Source organism: Streptomyces sp. NPDC048636, assembly GCF_040650655.1.
Lineage (GTDB): Bacteria > Actinomycetota > Actinomycetes > Streptomycetales > Streptomycetaceae > Streptomyces.
This window is the reverse complement of the sequence record NZ_JBEZHR010000012.1, coordinates 1-14,748: the sequence shown is the minus strand read 5'-3', so window position 1 is coordinate 14,748 and position 14,748 is coordinate 1. Positions and strand designations below refer to the sequence as shown.

19 protein-coding genes are annotated in these 14,748 nt (G+C 73.3%); all 19 read left to right on the top strand.

Annotation, left to right across the window (positions count from 1 at the left end; genetic code table 11):
- The first annotated feature begins 6 nt into the window (after positions 1-6).
- Positions 7-1,242 carry a beta-ketoacyl-[acyl-carrier-protein] synthase family protein gene (locus AB0C66_RS27205; RefSeq protein WP_362443915.1) on the top strand — a complete coding sequence of 412 codons (1,236 nt, stop codon included), beginning with the start codon at positions 7-9 and terminating at the stop codon, positions 1,240-1,242.
- Entirely contained in the window at positions 1,239-2,381 is a 1,143-nt protein-coding gene (locus tag AB0C66_RS27200; RefSeq protein WP_362443912.1) for a beta-ketoacyl synthase N-terminal-like domain-containing protein, read from the top strand. Before AB0C66_RS27205 ends, AB0C66_RS27200 begins: the two co-directional genes overlap by 4 nt.
- The gene (locus AB0C66_RS27195; RefSeq protein WP_362443909.1) at positions 2,378-3,493 is read left to right on the top strand and encodes a beta-ketoacyl synthase N-terminal-like domain-containing protein; all 1,116 of its coding nucleotides are present in this window, start codon (positions 2,378-2,380) and stop codon (positions 3,491-3,493) included. The genes AB0C66_RS27200 and AB0C66_RS27195 overlap by 4 nt, the downstream gene beginning before the upstream one ends.
- Positions 3,493-4,479 carry a hypothetical protein gene (locus AB0C66_RS27190; protein WP_362443907.1) on the top strand — a complete coding sequence of 329 codons (987 nt, stop codon included), beginning with the start codon at positions 3,493-3,495 and terminating at the stop codon, positions 4,477-4,479. The genes AB0C66_RS27195 and AB0C66_RS27190 overlap by 1 nt, the downstream gene beginning before the upstream one ends.
- Positions 4,479-5,687: a beta-ketoacyl-[acyl-carrier-protein] synthase family protein gene (locus AB0C66_RS27185; RefSeq protein WP_362443904.1), complete on the top strand. Its 1,209-nt coding sequence runs from the start codon at positions 4,479-4,481 to the stop codon at positions 5,685-5,687. Before AB0C66_RS27190 ends, AB0C66_RS27185 begins: the two co-directional genes overlap by 1 nt.
- The gene (locus tag AB0C66_RS27180) at positions 5,684-6,673 is read left to right on the top strand and encodes a beta-ketoacyl synthase N-terminal-like domain-containing protein (protein ID WP_362443902.1); all 990 of its coding nucleotides are present in this window, start codon (positions 5,684-5,686) and stop codon (positions 6,671-6,673) included. Before AB0C66_RS27185 ends, AB0C66_RS27180 begins: the two co-directional genes overlap by 4 nt.
- Positions 6,670-7,461 (top strand): SDR family oxidoreductase, encoded by a 792-nt coding sequence (locus AB0C66_RS27175; protein WP_362443899.1) that lies wholly within the window; start codon positions 6,670-6,672, stop codon positions 7,459-7,461. Before AB0C66_RS27180 ends, AB0C66_RS27175 begins: the two co-directional genes overlap by 4 nt.
- 13 nt (positions 7,462-7,474) lie before the next feature.
- Positions 7,475-7,801: a hypothetical protein gene (locus tag AB0C66_RS27170; RefSeq protein ID WP_362443896.1), complete on the top strand. Its 327-nt coding sequence runs from the start codon at positions 7,475-7,477 to the stop codon at positions 7,799-7,801.
- Positions 7,801-8,208, top strand: a complete 408-nt coding sequence (locus AB0C66_RS27165; protein ID WP_362444390.1) for a hypothetical protein — start codon at positions 7,801-7,803, stop codon at positions 8,206-8,208. The genes AB0C66_RS27170 and AB0C66_RS27165 overlap by 1 nt, the downstream gene beginning before the upstream one ends.
- Positions 8,209-8,211: 3 nt before the next feature.
- Entirely contained in the window at positions 8,212-8,607 is a 396-nt protein-coding gene (locus tag AB0C66_RS27160; protein WP_362443894.1) for a hypothetical protein, read from the top strand.
- Positions 8,608-8,666: 59 nt separating this feature from the next.
- Positions 8,667-9,803 carry a beta-ketoacyl synthase N-terminal-like domain-containing protein gene (locus AB0C66_RS27155; protein WP_362443891.1) on the top strand — a complete coding sequence of 379 codons (1,137 nt, stop codon included), beginning with the start codon at positions 8,667-8,669 and terminating at the stop codon, positions 9,801-9,803.
- A gap of 37 nt (positions 9,804-9,840) precedes the next feature.
- Positions 9,841-10,818, top strand: a complete 978-nt coding sequence (locus AB0C66_RS27150; RefSeq protein ID WP_362443888.1) for an ACP S-malonyltransferase — start codon at positions 9,841-9,843, stop codon at positions 10,816-10,818.
- A 22-nt stretch (positions 10,819-10,840) separates the two neighbouring features.
- Positions 10,841-11,092 carry an acyl carrier protein gene (locus tag AB0C66_RS27145; RefSeq protein ID WP_362443885.1) on the top strand — a complete coding sequence of 84 codons (252 nt, stop codon included), beginning with the start codon at positions 10,841-10,843 and terminating at the stop codon, positions 11,090-11,092.
- Complete coding sequence (locus tag AB0C66_RS27140) at positions 11,092-11,505, top strand: 3-hydroxyacyl-ACP dehydratase (protein WP_362443882.1); 414 nt, start codon at positions 11,092-11,094, stop codon at positions 11,503-11,505. Before AB0C66_RS27145 ends, AB0C66_RS27140 begins: the two co-directional genes overlap by 1 nt.
- Positions 11,502-11,987: a beta-hydroxyacyl-ACP dehydratase gene (locus AB0C66_RS27135; protein WP_362443879.1), complete on the top strand. Its 486-nt coding sequence runs from the start codon at positions 11,502-11,504 to the stop codon at positions 11,985-11,987. The genes AB0C66_RS27140 and AB0C66_RS27135 overlap by 4 nt, the downstream gene beginning before the upstream one ends.
- A 15-nt stretch (positions 11,988-12,002) precedes the next feature.
- Complete coding sequence (gene fabG, locus AB0C66_RS27130) at positions 12,003-12,746, top strand: 3-oxoacyl-ACP reductase FabG (RefSeq protein ID WP_362443876.1); 744 nt, start codon at positions 12,003-12,005, stop codon at positions 12,744-12,746.
- Between the two features lie 42 nt (positions 12,747-12,788).
- Complete coding sequence (locus tag AB0C66_RS27125; protein WP_362443873.1) at positions 12,789-13,532, top strand: DsbA family protein; 744 nt, start codon at positions 12,789-12,791, stop codon at positions 13,530-13,532.
- Positions 13,533-13,665: 133 nt separating this feature from the next.
- The gene (locus AB0C66_RS27120) at positions 13,666-14,595 is read left to right on the top strand and encodes an alpha/beta fold hydrolase (RefSeq protein WP_362443870.1); all 930 of its coding nucleotides are present in this window, start codon (positions 13,666-13,668) and stop codon (positions 14,593-14,595) included.
- 52 nt (positions 14,596-14,647) lie between these two features.
- On the top strand, positions 14,648-14,748 hold a 101-nt coding region (locus AB0C66_RS27115; protein WP_344316556.1), incomplete at its 3' end, for a biotin carboxylase N-terminal domain-containing protein.

The window sequence follows — 14,748 nt, the reverse complement described above, 5'->3', positions numbered from 1 at the left end:
AGCGATATGCGTGGTGAGCCGGGTCGCAGGGTGGTCGTCACGGGCCTCGGAGCGGTGTCGGGCATAGGCATCGGCGCCGCCGAATTCCTCGCCGGGCTGCGCGCGGGGAAGAGCGCGGCCAAGCCCATCACCGCCTTCGACACCGAGGGCTTCGAACACGCCGTCGCATGTGAGGTCACGGATTTCGACCCCGGGCAGTGGATCCGCAATCTGCGGCCCCGCACCCTCGGCCGGGCGAGCCAGTTCGCCGTCTCCGCCGCGCGGATGGCGGTGGCGGACGCCGGGCTCCCGGAGAGCGAACTGCGGGAACTGTCCTGTCTGATATCCGTCGGCACCACCGACGGAGAGTCCAGGGATCTGGACCATCTGGTCGAGGTGGAGGTGGACCTCGGCCCGGAGCGGATGGACCCGGTCATCGCCCGCCGGGTGCCGGCCGGACGGCTGTCGGCCACCATCGCCCATGAGTTCGGCCTCACCCGCGCCGAGGCCGTCACCCTGCCCACCGCCTGTGCCGCGGGCAACTACGCGATCGGCTACGGCTTCGACGCCATCCGCGACGGGGACGTGGACATCGCCCTGTGCGGCGGCGCCGACGCCCTGTGCCGCAAGACCTTCACCGGCTTCTACCGGCTGGGCACCATCGCCCCCGAGCGCTGCCAGCCCTTCGACAAGGACCGCAAGGGCATCCTCACCGGTGAGGGCGCGGGCATCCTGGTGCTGGAGAGCCTGGAGTCGGCGCTCGCCCGGGGCGCCCGGATCTACGCCGAGGTCCTCGGCTACGGCCTCAACTGCGACGCCGACCACCCGGTGGCCCCCAACCAGGACAGCGTGGCCCGCTGTATGCAACTGGCCCTGGACAACGCCCGCGTCAAGCCCGCCGAGGTCGACTTCATCTCCGCGCACGGCACCGGCACCCGGGCCAATGACATCACCGAGGCCCGCGCCATCCACCAGGTCTTCGGCGAGCACACCGCACCGCGCACCGTCTCCGTCAAGTCGATGATCGGTCACTCCATGGGTGCCGCCGGGGCGCTGGCCTCCATCGCCTGCGCGCTCGCCATCACCGAGGGGTTCGTCCCGCCGACCATCAACCATGTCGAGACCGACCCCGAGTGCGGGCTCGACTGTGTGCCCAACCGGGCCGTGGCCGCCGATCTGCGGGTGGTGCAGAACAACGGCCTGGCGTTCGGCGGCAACAACGCCGTGGTGATCTTCGGCAAGCACGGTTCGGTCGGATCATGAGCCAGCTGGTGACCGGCGCGGGCGCCGTGACAAGCGTGGGCGAGGGCGTCGACGAGATCTTCCAGGCCCTGTGCGCCGGCACCAGCGGACTCCATGAACTGCGCGGCTTCGACAAGGACCGGTACCGGGGCCGCCACGCGTACGAGATCGACGACCGGCCGGTCGGCGGTTCGGACGTACCCGGCCGCGCCACCGCCTGGCTGCTGCGCGCGATCGAGGAGGCCATCGCCAAGGCCGGTCTCGACGAGGACCTGAGCGAGGTCCCCGTCCTGGTCGGCACCGGGCTGCGGGAGCTGCGCTCGGCCGAACTGGCCTGGCGGGACCGCACCGGATTCGACATCGGGCGGCTGCACTTCGGCCCCGCCCTGCGCGAGCGGTTCCGCGCGGTGCGCACCCACACCTTCGCCGGGGCCTGCTCGGCCTCGCTCTACGCCCTCGCCCTCGGCAGCGATCTGCTGGCGAGCGGCGCCGCGGACACCGTCGTCGTCGCCGGGGTCGACACCCTGACCGAGAGCATGTACGGGCTGCTGGACCGGGTGAACAGCGAACCCCCCGACCGGGTACGGCCCTTCGACCGCTCCCGCCGCGGTGTCCTCATGGGCGACGGCGCCGCCGCGGTGGTGCTGCGCCGCGAGGAGCCCGGCGCCGCGTCCGCCGCGCTCGGGCGGCTGCTGGCCGTCAGCATGAACTGCGACGCACGCCATGTCACCGCCCCCGACGCCCAGGGCATCGCCGACGCGGTGCACGAGGCGCAGTGGCGCGCGGGCGTCAAACCCCGCGATATCGACCTGGTGCTGCTGCACGGCACCGGCACCCAGCTCAACGACACCGCCGAGGCCACCGCCCTGGCGGACGTCTACGGCTCCGATGTCGGCGGACCGCTGATGACCGCCATCAAGTCCATGACCGGCCACACCTCCGGCGGTTCCGGGCTGCTCAGCCTGATCGTCGCGCTGCGGTCGCTGGCCACCGGCCAGGTGCCACCCACCCTGCACCTGACCGATCCGCTGCCGGAGGCCGCGGAATTCCGCTTCGTCCGGGAGCCGGTCAGCGGCGCGGGGCTCACCCTCGCCCAGATCGACGCGTTCGGCTTCGGCGGGGTCAACGCGGTGGCCGTCGTGGAGAGGACCTGCCGATGACCGCGCACCCCGACGCGGTCCTCATCACCGGAGTCGGCCTGGCGCTGCCCGGCGCGGACACCCCGGACGCGCTGCTGGGCGACGCCCGCCCCGCCGCCGCGCCGTTCGACACCACCGCCCGGATCGGCCGCCGCGGCCACCGCTACAAGGACCGGGCCACCCGGCTGGCGCTGTGCGCCGCCCTCGAGGCGCTGCGGGACGCCGCCCTGGTCTCCGGCGAGGACGCCGAACTGACCGTGCCGGGCGCCACCGTGGGCGTGGTCGGCAGCTCCAACCTCGGCAACCTGGACACCGCGTGCCTCACCGCCGCCACCATCGCCGAGGAGTCCGCAGGCGGGCTGAGCCCCATGAGCCTGCCCAACGCCTCCAGCAATGTGATCGCCTCCTGGGTGGCGATCCGGCACGGACTGCGCGGCCCCAACCTGATGCTGTGCAACGGACCCGCCTCCGGCCTCGACGCCGTTCACTGGGGCGCCACGCTCGTCGCCGCCGGACGGGTCCGCCGGGCCCTGGTGGTCGGCGTCGAGACCCATAACCCCGTGGTGGAGGACCTGTCCGGCGCCCCGGCCGGAGACCTGCTCGACGGCGCCGCCGCCGTCGTCGTCGAAGGCGCCCGCTGGGCGGGCGCGCGCGGGGCACGGGGCGCCGCCGTCCTCGGCCCGTACGAGCGGCGGCCCGGGCTCGGCCCGTGTGTGGCGGCGCTGCTGCCCCAAGGCCCGCCCCCCGGCGTCTGGTTCACCCCCGAGCGCTACGAGGCCCCCGACGCCGACGCCACCGGCGCGGCCGCACCGGTGTCCGCCACCGTGCCCCGGCACGACCTCAGCCTCGCCTTCGGCCGTGCCTCCGGCGCCCTCGGCGTCCTCCAGTGCGCCGCCGCGGTCGGCTGGCTGGCCGCCGACGGCTCCGGGGACGCCCTGCTCACCTGCGGCGACGACACCGCCGACGCCGTGGCCGGGCTGCTGCTGCGCCCCATGACCGCCCCGCGCCCCGGCCAGGGCGGCGCCTCCCGTTCAGCGACGTCAGCGACGTCAGCGACGTCAGCGATATCCGCGTTTTCCGCGTTTTCCGCGTTTTCCGCGTTCTCAGCGATTTCAGCGATGGAGAGCCCCTGATGACAGCCGCCCCGCCGATGCGGACCAAAGCCCTGCTGGCCGACACCACCACGGTGCGGCTGCGCCCGCGCTACGAGGGCTCCAACATCTGCACCTGGATCGGGTTCAAGCACGTCAACTACCTCGTCGAGGAAGCCGTGCTGATCCACTTCGCGCGCTGCGGGGCACCCGCCCGGCTGCTCTACGAGGAGCACGGCCTGGGGCTGGACATCGTCTCCCTGAACACCCGGATCCTGCACGCCTTCCACCTGGACGACGAGGCCGAGGCCGAGGTGGTCCCGGCCACCTCCGACGGCGACACCACCCTCGGTTTCACCGTGGTCCTCCGCGTCGGCCGCGACGGCTCCACCCTCAAGGCCGTCACCGCCACGGTGCGCGTCGCCCTGCGCACCGACACCTATCTGGACGCGCCCGCACAGCCCCCGGGCGAACTGGCCCGCTTCACCACCGGGCGGCTGGGCTCGGACGCGCCGCCCGCCGGAGTGCCGGTGCCCGCACTGCCCGCGGACGCCGATGAGCGGGCCGTACTCGACGCGCTGACCGAGGGCCGCAACGCCCACGGCTGGAAGTGGACGATCCCGTACCCGTACTGCCACTTCACCGAACGGCTCCAGATGTCCGGCTATCTGCGGCTGATGGAGGAGGCCAAGGACCGTTTCGTGGGTGCCCGCGGCATCTCCATCAAAACCCTGCTGGACGACCGGAGGTGGATCCCCGTCGTGCCGCGGTCCGAGCTGCGGATCACCGGTGAGGCGCTGATGGAGGAGGACCTCTACACGGTCTACACCGTGGAGGAGGTCTTCAAGGACCTCACCTACACCGCCCGGATGGACTGCTACGTCCTCCGCGACGGCGCCCTCGCCCTCACCGCCACCGGCCGGATCGTGCACGGCTACGCGCTGATCGAGAACCGCCGCGACTGGCGGCTGGTCCCCTTCGACCAGCGGGTGCTGGAGGCCATCGGCGGGAAGGCGAGCGCCCCCTGATGGACGATGTGCTGATCACCGGGCTCGGGGCGCTGTCCCCGCTGGGCTCGGGCGTCGACGCCCTCTGGCGCGGGATGCGCACGGGGGACACCGCCCCGGTGAAGGTGCCCGATCCGCTGGCCCGGATGGACCATCCGCTGATGTATCTGGTGCCCGAGGCCGATCTGCCGGACGGGCCCGCCGAGTGGGACGGGCTGCCGCTGGGCCGTGGTTCGCAGTTCGCCCTGGAGGCGGCGCGCCAGGCCGTCGAGGACGCCGGGCTCGGCCGCGGCGGCGAGGGGCCCGATCCGCGCCGGGTGGCCGTCATCCTCGGCAGCGGCATGGGCGACACCGACCTCCATGAGCGCTGGTGGACCGGGGCCGATCCGGGCTCCGGCCGCTGGGCGCCGGTCTATCCGCTGGCCGCGGCGGTGGCCTCGTGGTTCGGCGCCCAGTCCACCGCCACCTGTGTCAGCAACGCCTGTGCGGCCAGCGGTTACGCCCTGTCCGAGGGGGCCGACCTGATCCGCTCCGGCGAGGCGGACGTGGTGATCGCGGGCGGTGCCGAGGCGTACTCCCGGGTGGCCCTGGCCTGTTTCAACCGGCTGGGCGCGATCGATCCCGAGCGCTGCCGCCCGTTCGCCGCCGACCGCGACGGCACCCTGTTCGGCGAGGGCTCGGCCGTCCTGGTCCTGGAGTCCGCGTCCCACGCCCGCGCCCGCTCCGCCCGTACCGTCTACGGCCGTCTGGCGGGCACCGGGTGGAGCTGCGACGCACACCACCCGACCGCGCCCGAGCCCGGCGGCGCCCAGATCGAGCGGGCCATGCGGGACGCGCTGCGGGAGGCGGGGGTGCGCGGCACGGCCGGGGAGCGGGGCCTGGGCTTCGTGGTGCCGCACGGCACCGGCACCGATCTGAACGATGTGGTGGAGAGCCGGATCCTGGACGCGCTGGCCGACGGCCCCGAGGCGCCCGCCCCGCTGTACAGCATGAAGGCGCTGATCGGGCACACCGGTGGCGCGGCGGCCGCGTTCGCGGCGCTGGCCGCCCTTCTGGTGCTGCACCACCGGACGCTGCCGCCCAATGTGCCGGTCGGGGCGCTCGACCCCGAGTGCCCGGTACGGCTGCCGTCCGAGCCGTCCCCGGTCACCGCGGCCTACGCACTGGTCAACGCCTACGCGTTCGGTGGCAACAACATCTCGCTCGTCTTCGGGGAGGCCGGGGCATGAACGGCACCGATCTGGTGGTGGCGGGCGTGGGCACGGTGAGCGCCGACGGCTTCGACTTCCGCACCGCGCTCGGCCGCCGCGGGTACAAGTACCTGCCCCCGGCCAGCCAGTACTTCCTGGCCGCGGCCAAGCGCGCGCTGGCCGCCGCCGGTCCGGACGCCCTGGAGGCGACGGAGCCCGAGCGGCGCGGTGCCGCGGTGGGCACCAACAGCGCGGCCGTCGCGCTCCACCGGGCCATGGACGACACGGTGACCGGGACCGGCGCCGGGGGGCTGAGCCCGGTGCTCGCGCCCTACTTCTCCATCAATCTGTTCGGCAGCCGACTGGCCACCGAATACGACCTCAAGGGCTTCAACCTGACCCTCACCACCCCCAGGGTGGCCGGGTTCGAGGCGCTTCGCACCGGCCAGCGCGCGGTGGCCGCGGGCCGGGCGCGGCTGCTGATCGCCGGGGCCACCGAGGAGGCGCTGCCCGAGGGCGAACCCGGCGCGGACACCTCGGAGTCCGGGGCGGTCGCGCTGCTGCTGGAGCCCGCCGCCTCGGTCGCGGCCCGGGGCGGGCGGGCGCTGGGGCGGCTCGGCATCCGCACGTCCTTCCTGCCGCCGCAGCTGGCCACCGCCGCCGACGGTGCCGACCGGGCGGCGGCGCTGGTCCGGGACGCGCTCGACGCCCTCGGCCACCGGCCGGACGCCCCGCTGACCAGCACCGCCCTGCTCGACGGCTCCCCGGTGGGGGAGGCGGTCGCGGCGGCGCTGGAGGAGATCACCGAGGACGGGAAGTACGAGCGGATCCCGGCGGGCGCGGGCGCCCTGGCACCGGTGGCGCGGGCCGCCGCCGCCCTGGACGGTGACCCGGGCCGGGCACACGCGGTCGTCACCGCGGCCGCCGAGGGACATCTCGCCGTCTGCCTGGTCACTCCGGGCTCCACCGGGACCGGCGTCGACGGACACCCGATGAGCACACCGCGGAGGGCGGACGACCGATGATCACCTCACTCGACGGATCCTGGTGTCTGGTGCTCGGCGCCTCCAGTGGGATGGGCCTGGCCATCGGCCATGAACTGGCCCGCGCGGGCGTCAACATCCTGGGCGTGCACTTCGACACCGCCGACGGACAGGAGAAGGCCGCCGTCGCCCGCGAGGAGATGCGCGCCCACGGCGTCCAGGCGCACTTCTACAACGCCAACGCCGCCTCCGCCCGTACCCGCGAGGAGCTGCTGCCGCGATTCGCGGAGCTGACCGGGGAGACCGGTGTCCGCATCGTCGTCCACTCACTGGCCTTCGGCACCCTGGTGCCGTACATCGCCCCGGAGGGGGAGGAGGGGCTGACCTCACGTCAGATGAACATGACGCTCGATGTGATGGCCCACTCCCTCGTCTACTGGACCCAGGACCTGTTCACCGCGGGACTGCTCCGCCAGGGCGCCAAGGTGTACGCCATGACCAGCGCCGGGGGGAACCGGGTGATGCCCCACTACGGCGCCGTGTCCGCCGCCAAGGCCGCCCTGGAGTCCCATGTGCGCCAGCTCGCCCTGGAGCTGGCGCCCTCCGGGATCGCCGTCAACGCCCTGCGCGCCGGGGTGACGCTGACCCCGTCCATGCGACGGATCCCCGACAGCGAGCGGGTCGCCGCCCGCGCCACCGGGCTCAATCCGCACCGGCGGCTGACCCGGCCCGAGGACGTGGCCGAGGCCGTCTCCCTGCTCTCCCGCACCGACTCCTCCTGGATCACCGGCAATGTGATCGGGGTCGACGGCGGCGAGCTCCTGACCTGACGAGGACACGCACATGACTGACCATCTGCTCATCGAGAGCGGCGGACCGCAGACCGGACCCGCCTGCGAGCGGTTCGTCGGCGACGCGGTGCGGCTGGCCGGGGACGGCCACCGGGTGGTGCTGTTCCTCGTCGAGAACGGGGTGACCGCCGCAGTGCCCGGCGCCTCACCGGCCGTCGCGACCCTGCTGCGCGACGGCGGCGAACTGTGGGTGGACGCCTTCTCGGCCGCCCAGCGCGCCCTGCCCGCGGCCGATCTGCTGCCCGCCTCCCGGCTGGTGGAGATGGACGAGGTGGCCGCCGAGCTGCTGGCGCCCCGGGTGCGGGCGGTGTGGCACTGATGCCCCGGCCCGTACCCCGTACCGAGGTGCTGCTCAATCTGTTCGGCGCGCCGCACCAGACCGACCTGGTCACCTCCGCGCTGCGGCTGGCGACCGCGCTGCTCGACCGCGGCGCCCGGGTACAGATCTGGAGCTGTGGCGACGCCACCAGGCTGACCTCCGCCGCGCTCGGCGACACCGCACCGCGCGACCTGTCCGACCCGGGGCGGGAACACCCGTCGGTGGCCCGGGTCGTCCGGGATCTGATCGCCGCGCACCCCGACCGGCTGTACTGGTACGTCTGCCGTTTCTGCGCCGACCAGCGCGGAGCGGGCGAGCAGATCCCCGAGGTGCGCGTCCGGGCGCCGTTCGTCTTCGCCGAGCATGTCCGCGCCGCCGACAAGAGCCTGATCATGGGGGTGTGCTGAGCCATGGCGGACCAGGCGCGCTGGCTGCTGATCATGGAGAAGGCGTACCGGGGCTCGGTCGAGACCCAGTTCGCCGACGCCCTCTACTGCGTCCCCGAACTGCACCGGCAGAGTGGTGGATGCGATCTGGTGCTGCGCGGCCCCGCCGCCGGATACGCGCTCGCCACCGACTTCACACCGGCCGTGCGCGTCGGCGGCCGGACCTTGGCCTCGCTGCCCGACCCGGGTGGTTCGGTGACCCGGCTGATGGCGGCCGGGGTGACCGTCATGGTCGAGGAGGACGGGCTGACCGCGCTGGGCCGCACCGCCCGCGACCGGCTGCTGCCGGGCGTCCAGGTCATCGAGGGCGGCGCGCTGGCGTCCCGCTGGCCCGGCTATGAACAGGTGTGGTTCCTGTGACCGCGCCCGCCGCTCCCCCCGCCACCACCGCCGTCACCACCGAAGGAGTCCACGGATCCATGAACGCTGCCGCCGGGGCCGTCCCGGTCATCTCGGCCTGGACCGCCGTCTCGCCCCTGGGACTGAGCGGGGCGGACTTCACCACGGGGCTGCGGTCCGGCCGGAAGGCCGGTACCCCGCTGGACCCCGAGGAGTGGTCCGCGCCGTTCCGGGAGGCGTGCCTTGTCCCCGGCTTCCACATCCGGCAGATCCTGGGCCGTAAGGGCACCCGCTCGATGGACCGGGCCACCGGTCTGGCGGTGATCGCGCTCCGCGCGCTGCTGCACGGCGAGAACGGCGAGCACACCGCCGAGGGCGGGAGCGGCGCGGGCGAACGGCTCCCGGGCGTCGGCGAGCACACCGGACTCGCCCTGGGCACCAGCACCGGCAGCGCCCAGAGCATCATGGACTTCACCCGTGACTCGCTCGTCAGCGAACGGCCCTTCTTCGTCGACCCGGCCCGTTTCCCCAACACGGTGATGAACTGCGCGGCCGGACAGTCCGCCATCTGGCACGGGCTCAAGGGCCCCAACACCACCATCGCCGGGGGCCGCGCCACCGGACTGCTCGCCCTCCGGTACGCGCTGCGGCTCCAGCGCGCAGGACGCGCGGGCCCGGTGCTGTGCGGCGCGGTCGAGGAGTTCTCCTCCGCCCGCGCCTGGCTGGAGTGGCACACCCGCGCCGACGAGGACGCCGCCGCCGTGCTCGGCGAGGGCGCGGCCGTCTGGCTGCTGGAGCCGGAGGCCACCGCGGCCGAACACGGCCGCCGGGCCCTCGCCGAGGTCACCGGGCTGGAGTTCGGCTGCGCCCCGGGCGCCGACGCCGTCCGCACCGTGCTCGCCGAGGTGATCCGGCGCCTGCTGGACCGTACCGGGGTGGACCCCGGCGAGGTGCGGATGGTCGCCGACTCCCGGGCCCCCGGTGCCGAGGGCGCGGCCGAACGCGCCGCCCTCGCCGAGGTCTTCGAGAGCCATCGGCCGCCCGTCATCTCGGCCGCCGACCTCATCGGCGACACCTGCGCCGCCTCGGCGGCCTTCCAGATCGCCGCGGTCCTCGCGCTCGCCGAGCGCGAGGGCCTCGCCCCCGGCGGGCACGCCCTGGTCACCTCCGCCGACCGGGACGGCGTCGTCGGGGCGGCCCTGTTGCGGATCCGGTGAGGGCCGGCCGCCCCGAGCGCACAAGGAGTTGGTTGATATGACGGGCAGTGATGTGACCTCCGGAGAACCGGCGGACGCCCCACCGCGCACCGCGCTGGTCTTCCCCGGCCAGGGCGCACAGAAGGCGGGCATGGGCGCGGCATGGCGGGACGCCCCGTCCTGGCCGCTGGTGGCCGGGATCTCCGAGTACACCGGGATCGATGTCGAGGAGCTGCTGCTCAAGGCGGACGACGAGACGCTGCGCCGGACCGACCTCGCCCAGATCGCGGTGTTCACCATCGAGGTGCTGGTGCACCGGGAGGCCAGTGCGGCCGGAGTGCTGGGCGAGGTGGTGGCCTGTGCCGGGCACAGCCTCGGCGAGTACTCCGCGCTCTACGCGGCCGGGGCGGTACCGCTCGCCGACGCCGCCCGGGTGGTCGCCGCCCGCGGCCGGGCGATGCGCGCCTGCGCCGAGCGTTCCCCGGGCACGATGGCCGCCGTGGTCCGGCTCGGCGCGGAGACCGTGGAGGACCTGGTCGCGCGGGTCCGGCAGGAGGGCCCGGAGATCTGGGTCGCCAATATGAACGCGCCCGGCGCCATCGTGGTCTCGGGCACCGCGGCGGGCGTGGACCGGCTCGCCGAGCTGGCCGTCGAGGCCGAGGGCAAGGTGATCCGGCTCGCCGTCGGCGGCGCCTTCCACAGCCCGCTGATGGCGGCGGCCGCCGACGAGCTGCGCGAGGCCCTGGCCGCCGTGCACTTCGCCCCCGAGCATCTGCCCGTCGTCGCCAATGTGGACGCCCGCGCCCACCGCACCGGCGCGCGCTGGCGGGAGCTCGAACTCGACCAGCTCACCAGCCCGGTGCGCTGGGAGGCGGGCGTCCGCACACTGGCCGCGGAGCTCGGCTGTACCCGGTTCGTGGAGCTCGGCCCCGGCCGCCAGCTCACCGGGATGATCCGGCGGACCGTCGAGGGGGCCGTGACCGTACCGGTCGACTCGCCCCAGGCGCTCGCCAAACTCACCACCGATCCCCGCTGACGCGGCGGAAGGAGACACCCCCATGGCTGACACCACCACCGTCGACAAGGAAGAACTGCGCACCTTCGTCGCGGATGTGCTCGATGTGGACGAGGAGGACGTCACCGACGACGCCGACTTCGTCAAGACACTCGGCGTGGACTCGCTCATGGCCCTGGAGGTCATGGTCGTCCTGGAGAAGAAGTACGCGGTGAAGCTGGAGGAGCAGGAGATGAAGGACATCACCTGTCTGCGGAAGGTCCACGAGCTGCTCGTCTCGAAGCTGGAGAAGTGATGACGACGGCGTCCGCGTGCGGACCGGTCGACGGCACCGTGGACGTCGTCGAACCCGGCGCCCCCGGTGAGCGCCCCGCCCGGTGCGAGGTCGGGATCCCGGAGACGGAGCGGGTGCTCGCCGGGCACTTCCCCGGCTTCCCCATCCTCCCCGGGGTGTGCGTCGTGGAGTACGTCCAACGCGGCGCCCTCGCCACCCTGCCCGGGCCGGACCGGCGCTGGCGGCTCGCGGCCCTGGAGTCCTCCCGCTTCCTCAGCCCGGTCTACCCCGGCGACACCCTCAGCTGTGAGCTGAACTGGACGCGGGAGGGGGCGGACTGGCGCTGCCGGGCCCGCGCCGCCACCGGCCGCGGCCCCGCCGCCCAGATCCGGCTGCGCTTCACCGAACGTACCGCCAAGGGGGCCGCCGGATGATCGGGGTCGGCGAGATCAAGCGGATCCTGCCGCACCGCTATCCCATGCTGCTGGTCGACCGGGTCACCGAGGTCGTCCCCGGTGAGCGGGCCAGCGGGCTGAAGGCCATCACCTGCAACGAGCCCTGGTACGCGAAGGTGCCGGACGACGCACCCGAGGAGGACTACCACTACCCGTGGACCGTCCTGCTGGAGTCCTGGTGCCATGTGGCCGGGGTGCTGGTCGCCCGGGAGCGGCCCAACCCGGACGTCCGGACCGGGATGGCCATGCTGCTCGGCGGGGTCACCGACACCGGCTTCCACCACCCCGTCGTCCCCGGCGATGTGGTGGAGCACCACGTACGGCTGGCCCGCCGGGTCGGCGACACCTATGTCTTCGAGGGCGAGAGCCTGGTCGGGGACACCACCGTCCTGACCGTCGGACGGCTGACCATGACGATGCGTCCGGCGTCCGAGCTCACCGACGCCCCCGCCGGCGCCTAGGAGGAACCCCACCGCATGTCCGACAACGAACGACGGGTCGCACTGGTCTCCGGCGGCTCCCGGGGGATCGGCCGCGCCACCGTGCTGCGCCTGGCCCGGGACGGCTTCGACGTGGCGTTCTGCCACGGCTCCAGCCCCGAGGCGGCCCGTGCCCTGGAGAAGGAGGCGGCCCAGGCGGACGGCGGGCGGGTGATCGGCAGGCGGACCGACGTGCGGGACATGGCGGCGGTCCGCGACCTGGTCGCGTTCACCGAGGACGAGCTCGGCCCCGTCGATGTCGCGGTGACCTCGGCGGGCGTCACCCGTGACAATCCGCTGCTGCTGATGCGGGACGAGGAGTGGCGGGGCGTCATGGACGTCAACCTGGACGGCACTTACCACGTCTGCCGCTCGGTGGTATTCGGAATGATGAAGCGCAAGTCCGGATGCGTGGTGACCATATCCTCGGTGGCGGGGGTGCACGGCCATGCCACCCAGAGCAACTACGCCGCCTCCAAGGCCGGGATCATCGGCTTCACCAAGTCACTGGCCAAGGAGGTCGGACGGTACGGCATCCGGGCCAATGTGGTCGCACCCGGCTTTGTCGACACGGATATGACGGCGTCGCTGCCGGACAGTGTGCGGAAGGATGCGGAGAAGAGCGTTCCGCTCCGTCGCTTCGGCCGCCCCGAGGAGATCGCCGACATGGTCGCCTATCTGACCACCGCGGAGTATGTGACCGGTGCGGTGTTCCAGGTCGACGGCGGCGTCGTCATCTGAGCGGAGTACCAAGGACCGGACGGACCGAGGAGGGGGACGGACGTGGCAGCCAAGCGCAGCAAAGTGCCGCGGTTCTATTTCAATTTCCGCAGCCCGTACAGCTGGATCGCCTACCGTGACCTGATGGACCGCTATCCGGATGTCGCAGCGGCGGTGGAGTGGCACCCCTGGTGGGAGCCGGACGCGGACGGCGAGCGCCGGATGGCCGAGCGGCGCCGCCGCTTCCCGTACACGGCGATGTCGCGGGACAAGCATCTGTATGTGCTCCAGGACGTGCGCAGGCTCACCGCCGACCGCGGCCTCACGGTCACCTGGCCGGTGGACATGGACCCGGTCTGGGAGGTGCCGCACCTGGCGTACTTCCTCGCCGTCGACGCGGGACTCGGCCCGGCCTTTGTCGAGCGCGTCTACCGGGCGCGCTGGGAGGAGGGCCGGAACATCTGCGACCGGGTGACCGTCGCGGAGATCGCCGATGAACTGGGGCTTCCGGCCGGTCCGCTGGCGGACGCCGCCGACGACGCGGAGCTGCGCGGCGGACGGGGGCTCGCGGCGCTGCTCGCGCTGAGCGAGGACGGGGCGTTCGGAGTGCCGTTCTTCACCCTGGGCTACGACAAGTACTGGGGTGTGGACCGGCTGCCCGTCTTCGCCGACGCGGTCCGCTCCCGGAGCGCCGGTTCCGGTTCCGCCTCCGGCACCGTGCCGCCGCCCGCGGACGCCGTGCCCGGCGGCGCCGACTTCGCCGCGGCCCGCTCCGGCGACCTGGGCCACGCCGGAGGGTGCGGCTGACACCCGTACTCCCACCGCCCCCCTCCTGAGAGCTCCGCGCCGCCCACGGGCCGCCGACCCCCCACCCGTCCCGACCCGAGACGAGACCGCCCTGACCGCCGACGGACAGTCCATCCCCTCCTGGAGGACGCAGATGCCCGAGCCACGCCAGAAGTCGCTGCGCCCTCCCTCACTGGTGGCCCGCGCCTTCTCGGCCGCGGCGCTTCCGGTGGCCCCGCTGTACGGGGCCTCCCTGGCGTATCTGGCCTTCCACCCGCGTAACCGCGCACAGCGGGCGGACCCGGGCGACCACGGACTGCCGTACACCGAGCTGAAGATCCCCTTCAGCGGCCGGAAGTACGTCCACGCCTGGCTGTGCCCCGGGGCCACGGACCGGGTGGTGGTGCTCGGGCACAGCCTGGGGACCAGCAAGGACCACAGCCTGCGCCATGCGCGGTTCCTGCACGACGCCGGATACACGGTCTGCCTCTTCGACCACCGCAACCACGGCGCCAGCGGCGACGACCGCTCGCTGCTGGGCCTGGGCGACCGGTTCGCCAGCGATGTCATAGCCGTGGTGGAGCGGCTGCGGGAACGCCACGGCTACGCCACCGCGCGGATAGCCGTCTACGGCTTCTCCTTCTCGTGCTTCTCGTCCATGTGGGCGCTGACGCACGACGGGTTCGAAGTCGACGCGCTGGTCTGCGACAGCGGGCCGGGCCACGATGTGGCGCCGCTGCTGCGCAAGTTCCTGGAGGCGGAGGCGCTGCCGGTGCCCGCGCCGCTGAGCGCGGAGCCGTCCCGTTCGGTGGTGACCCGGGCGCTGTGCGCGCTGGGTCCGGCGATGCTGCGGGCGCAGTGGCCGCCTCCGGTGACCGGTACGTTCGCCAAGATCCCGCTGCTGTTCATGTCGGGCGAGCACGATGCGATCGTGCCGCCGTCCTCGGTGGACGCCCTGGCCGAGCGTTATGACCAGGCCGAGACCCACGTCCTGCCGGGTGCCGGGCATCTGCTCGGACTGGAGACCGACCCCGAGGCGTACGCGAGCGTGGTGCTGGACTTCCTCGAGCGGGCCCTGGGGTAGCAAACGTGACCGTCCTCGCCGGGCGGTACTTCTGGAAGAGGGAAGAGAGAGCATGCAGAAGGTGCTCATCGCCAATCGTGGCGAGATCGCTGTTCGTGTTGCCCGTGCCTGTCGGGATGCCGGAATCGCCAGCGTGGCCGTCTACGCCGATCC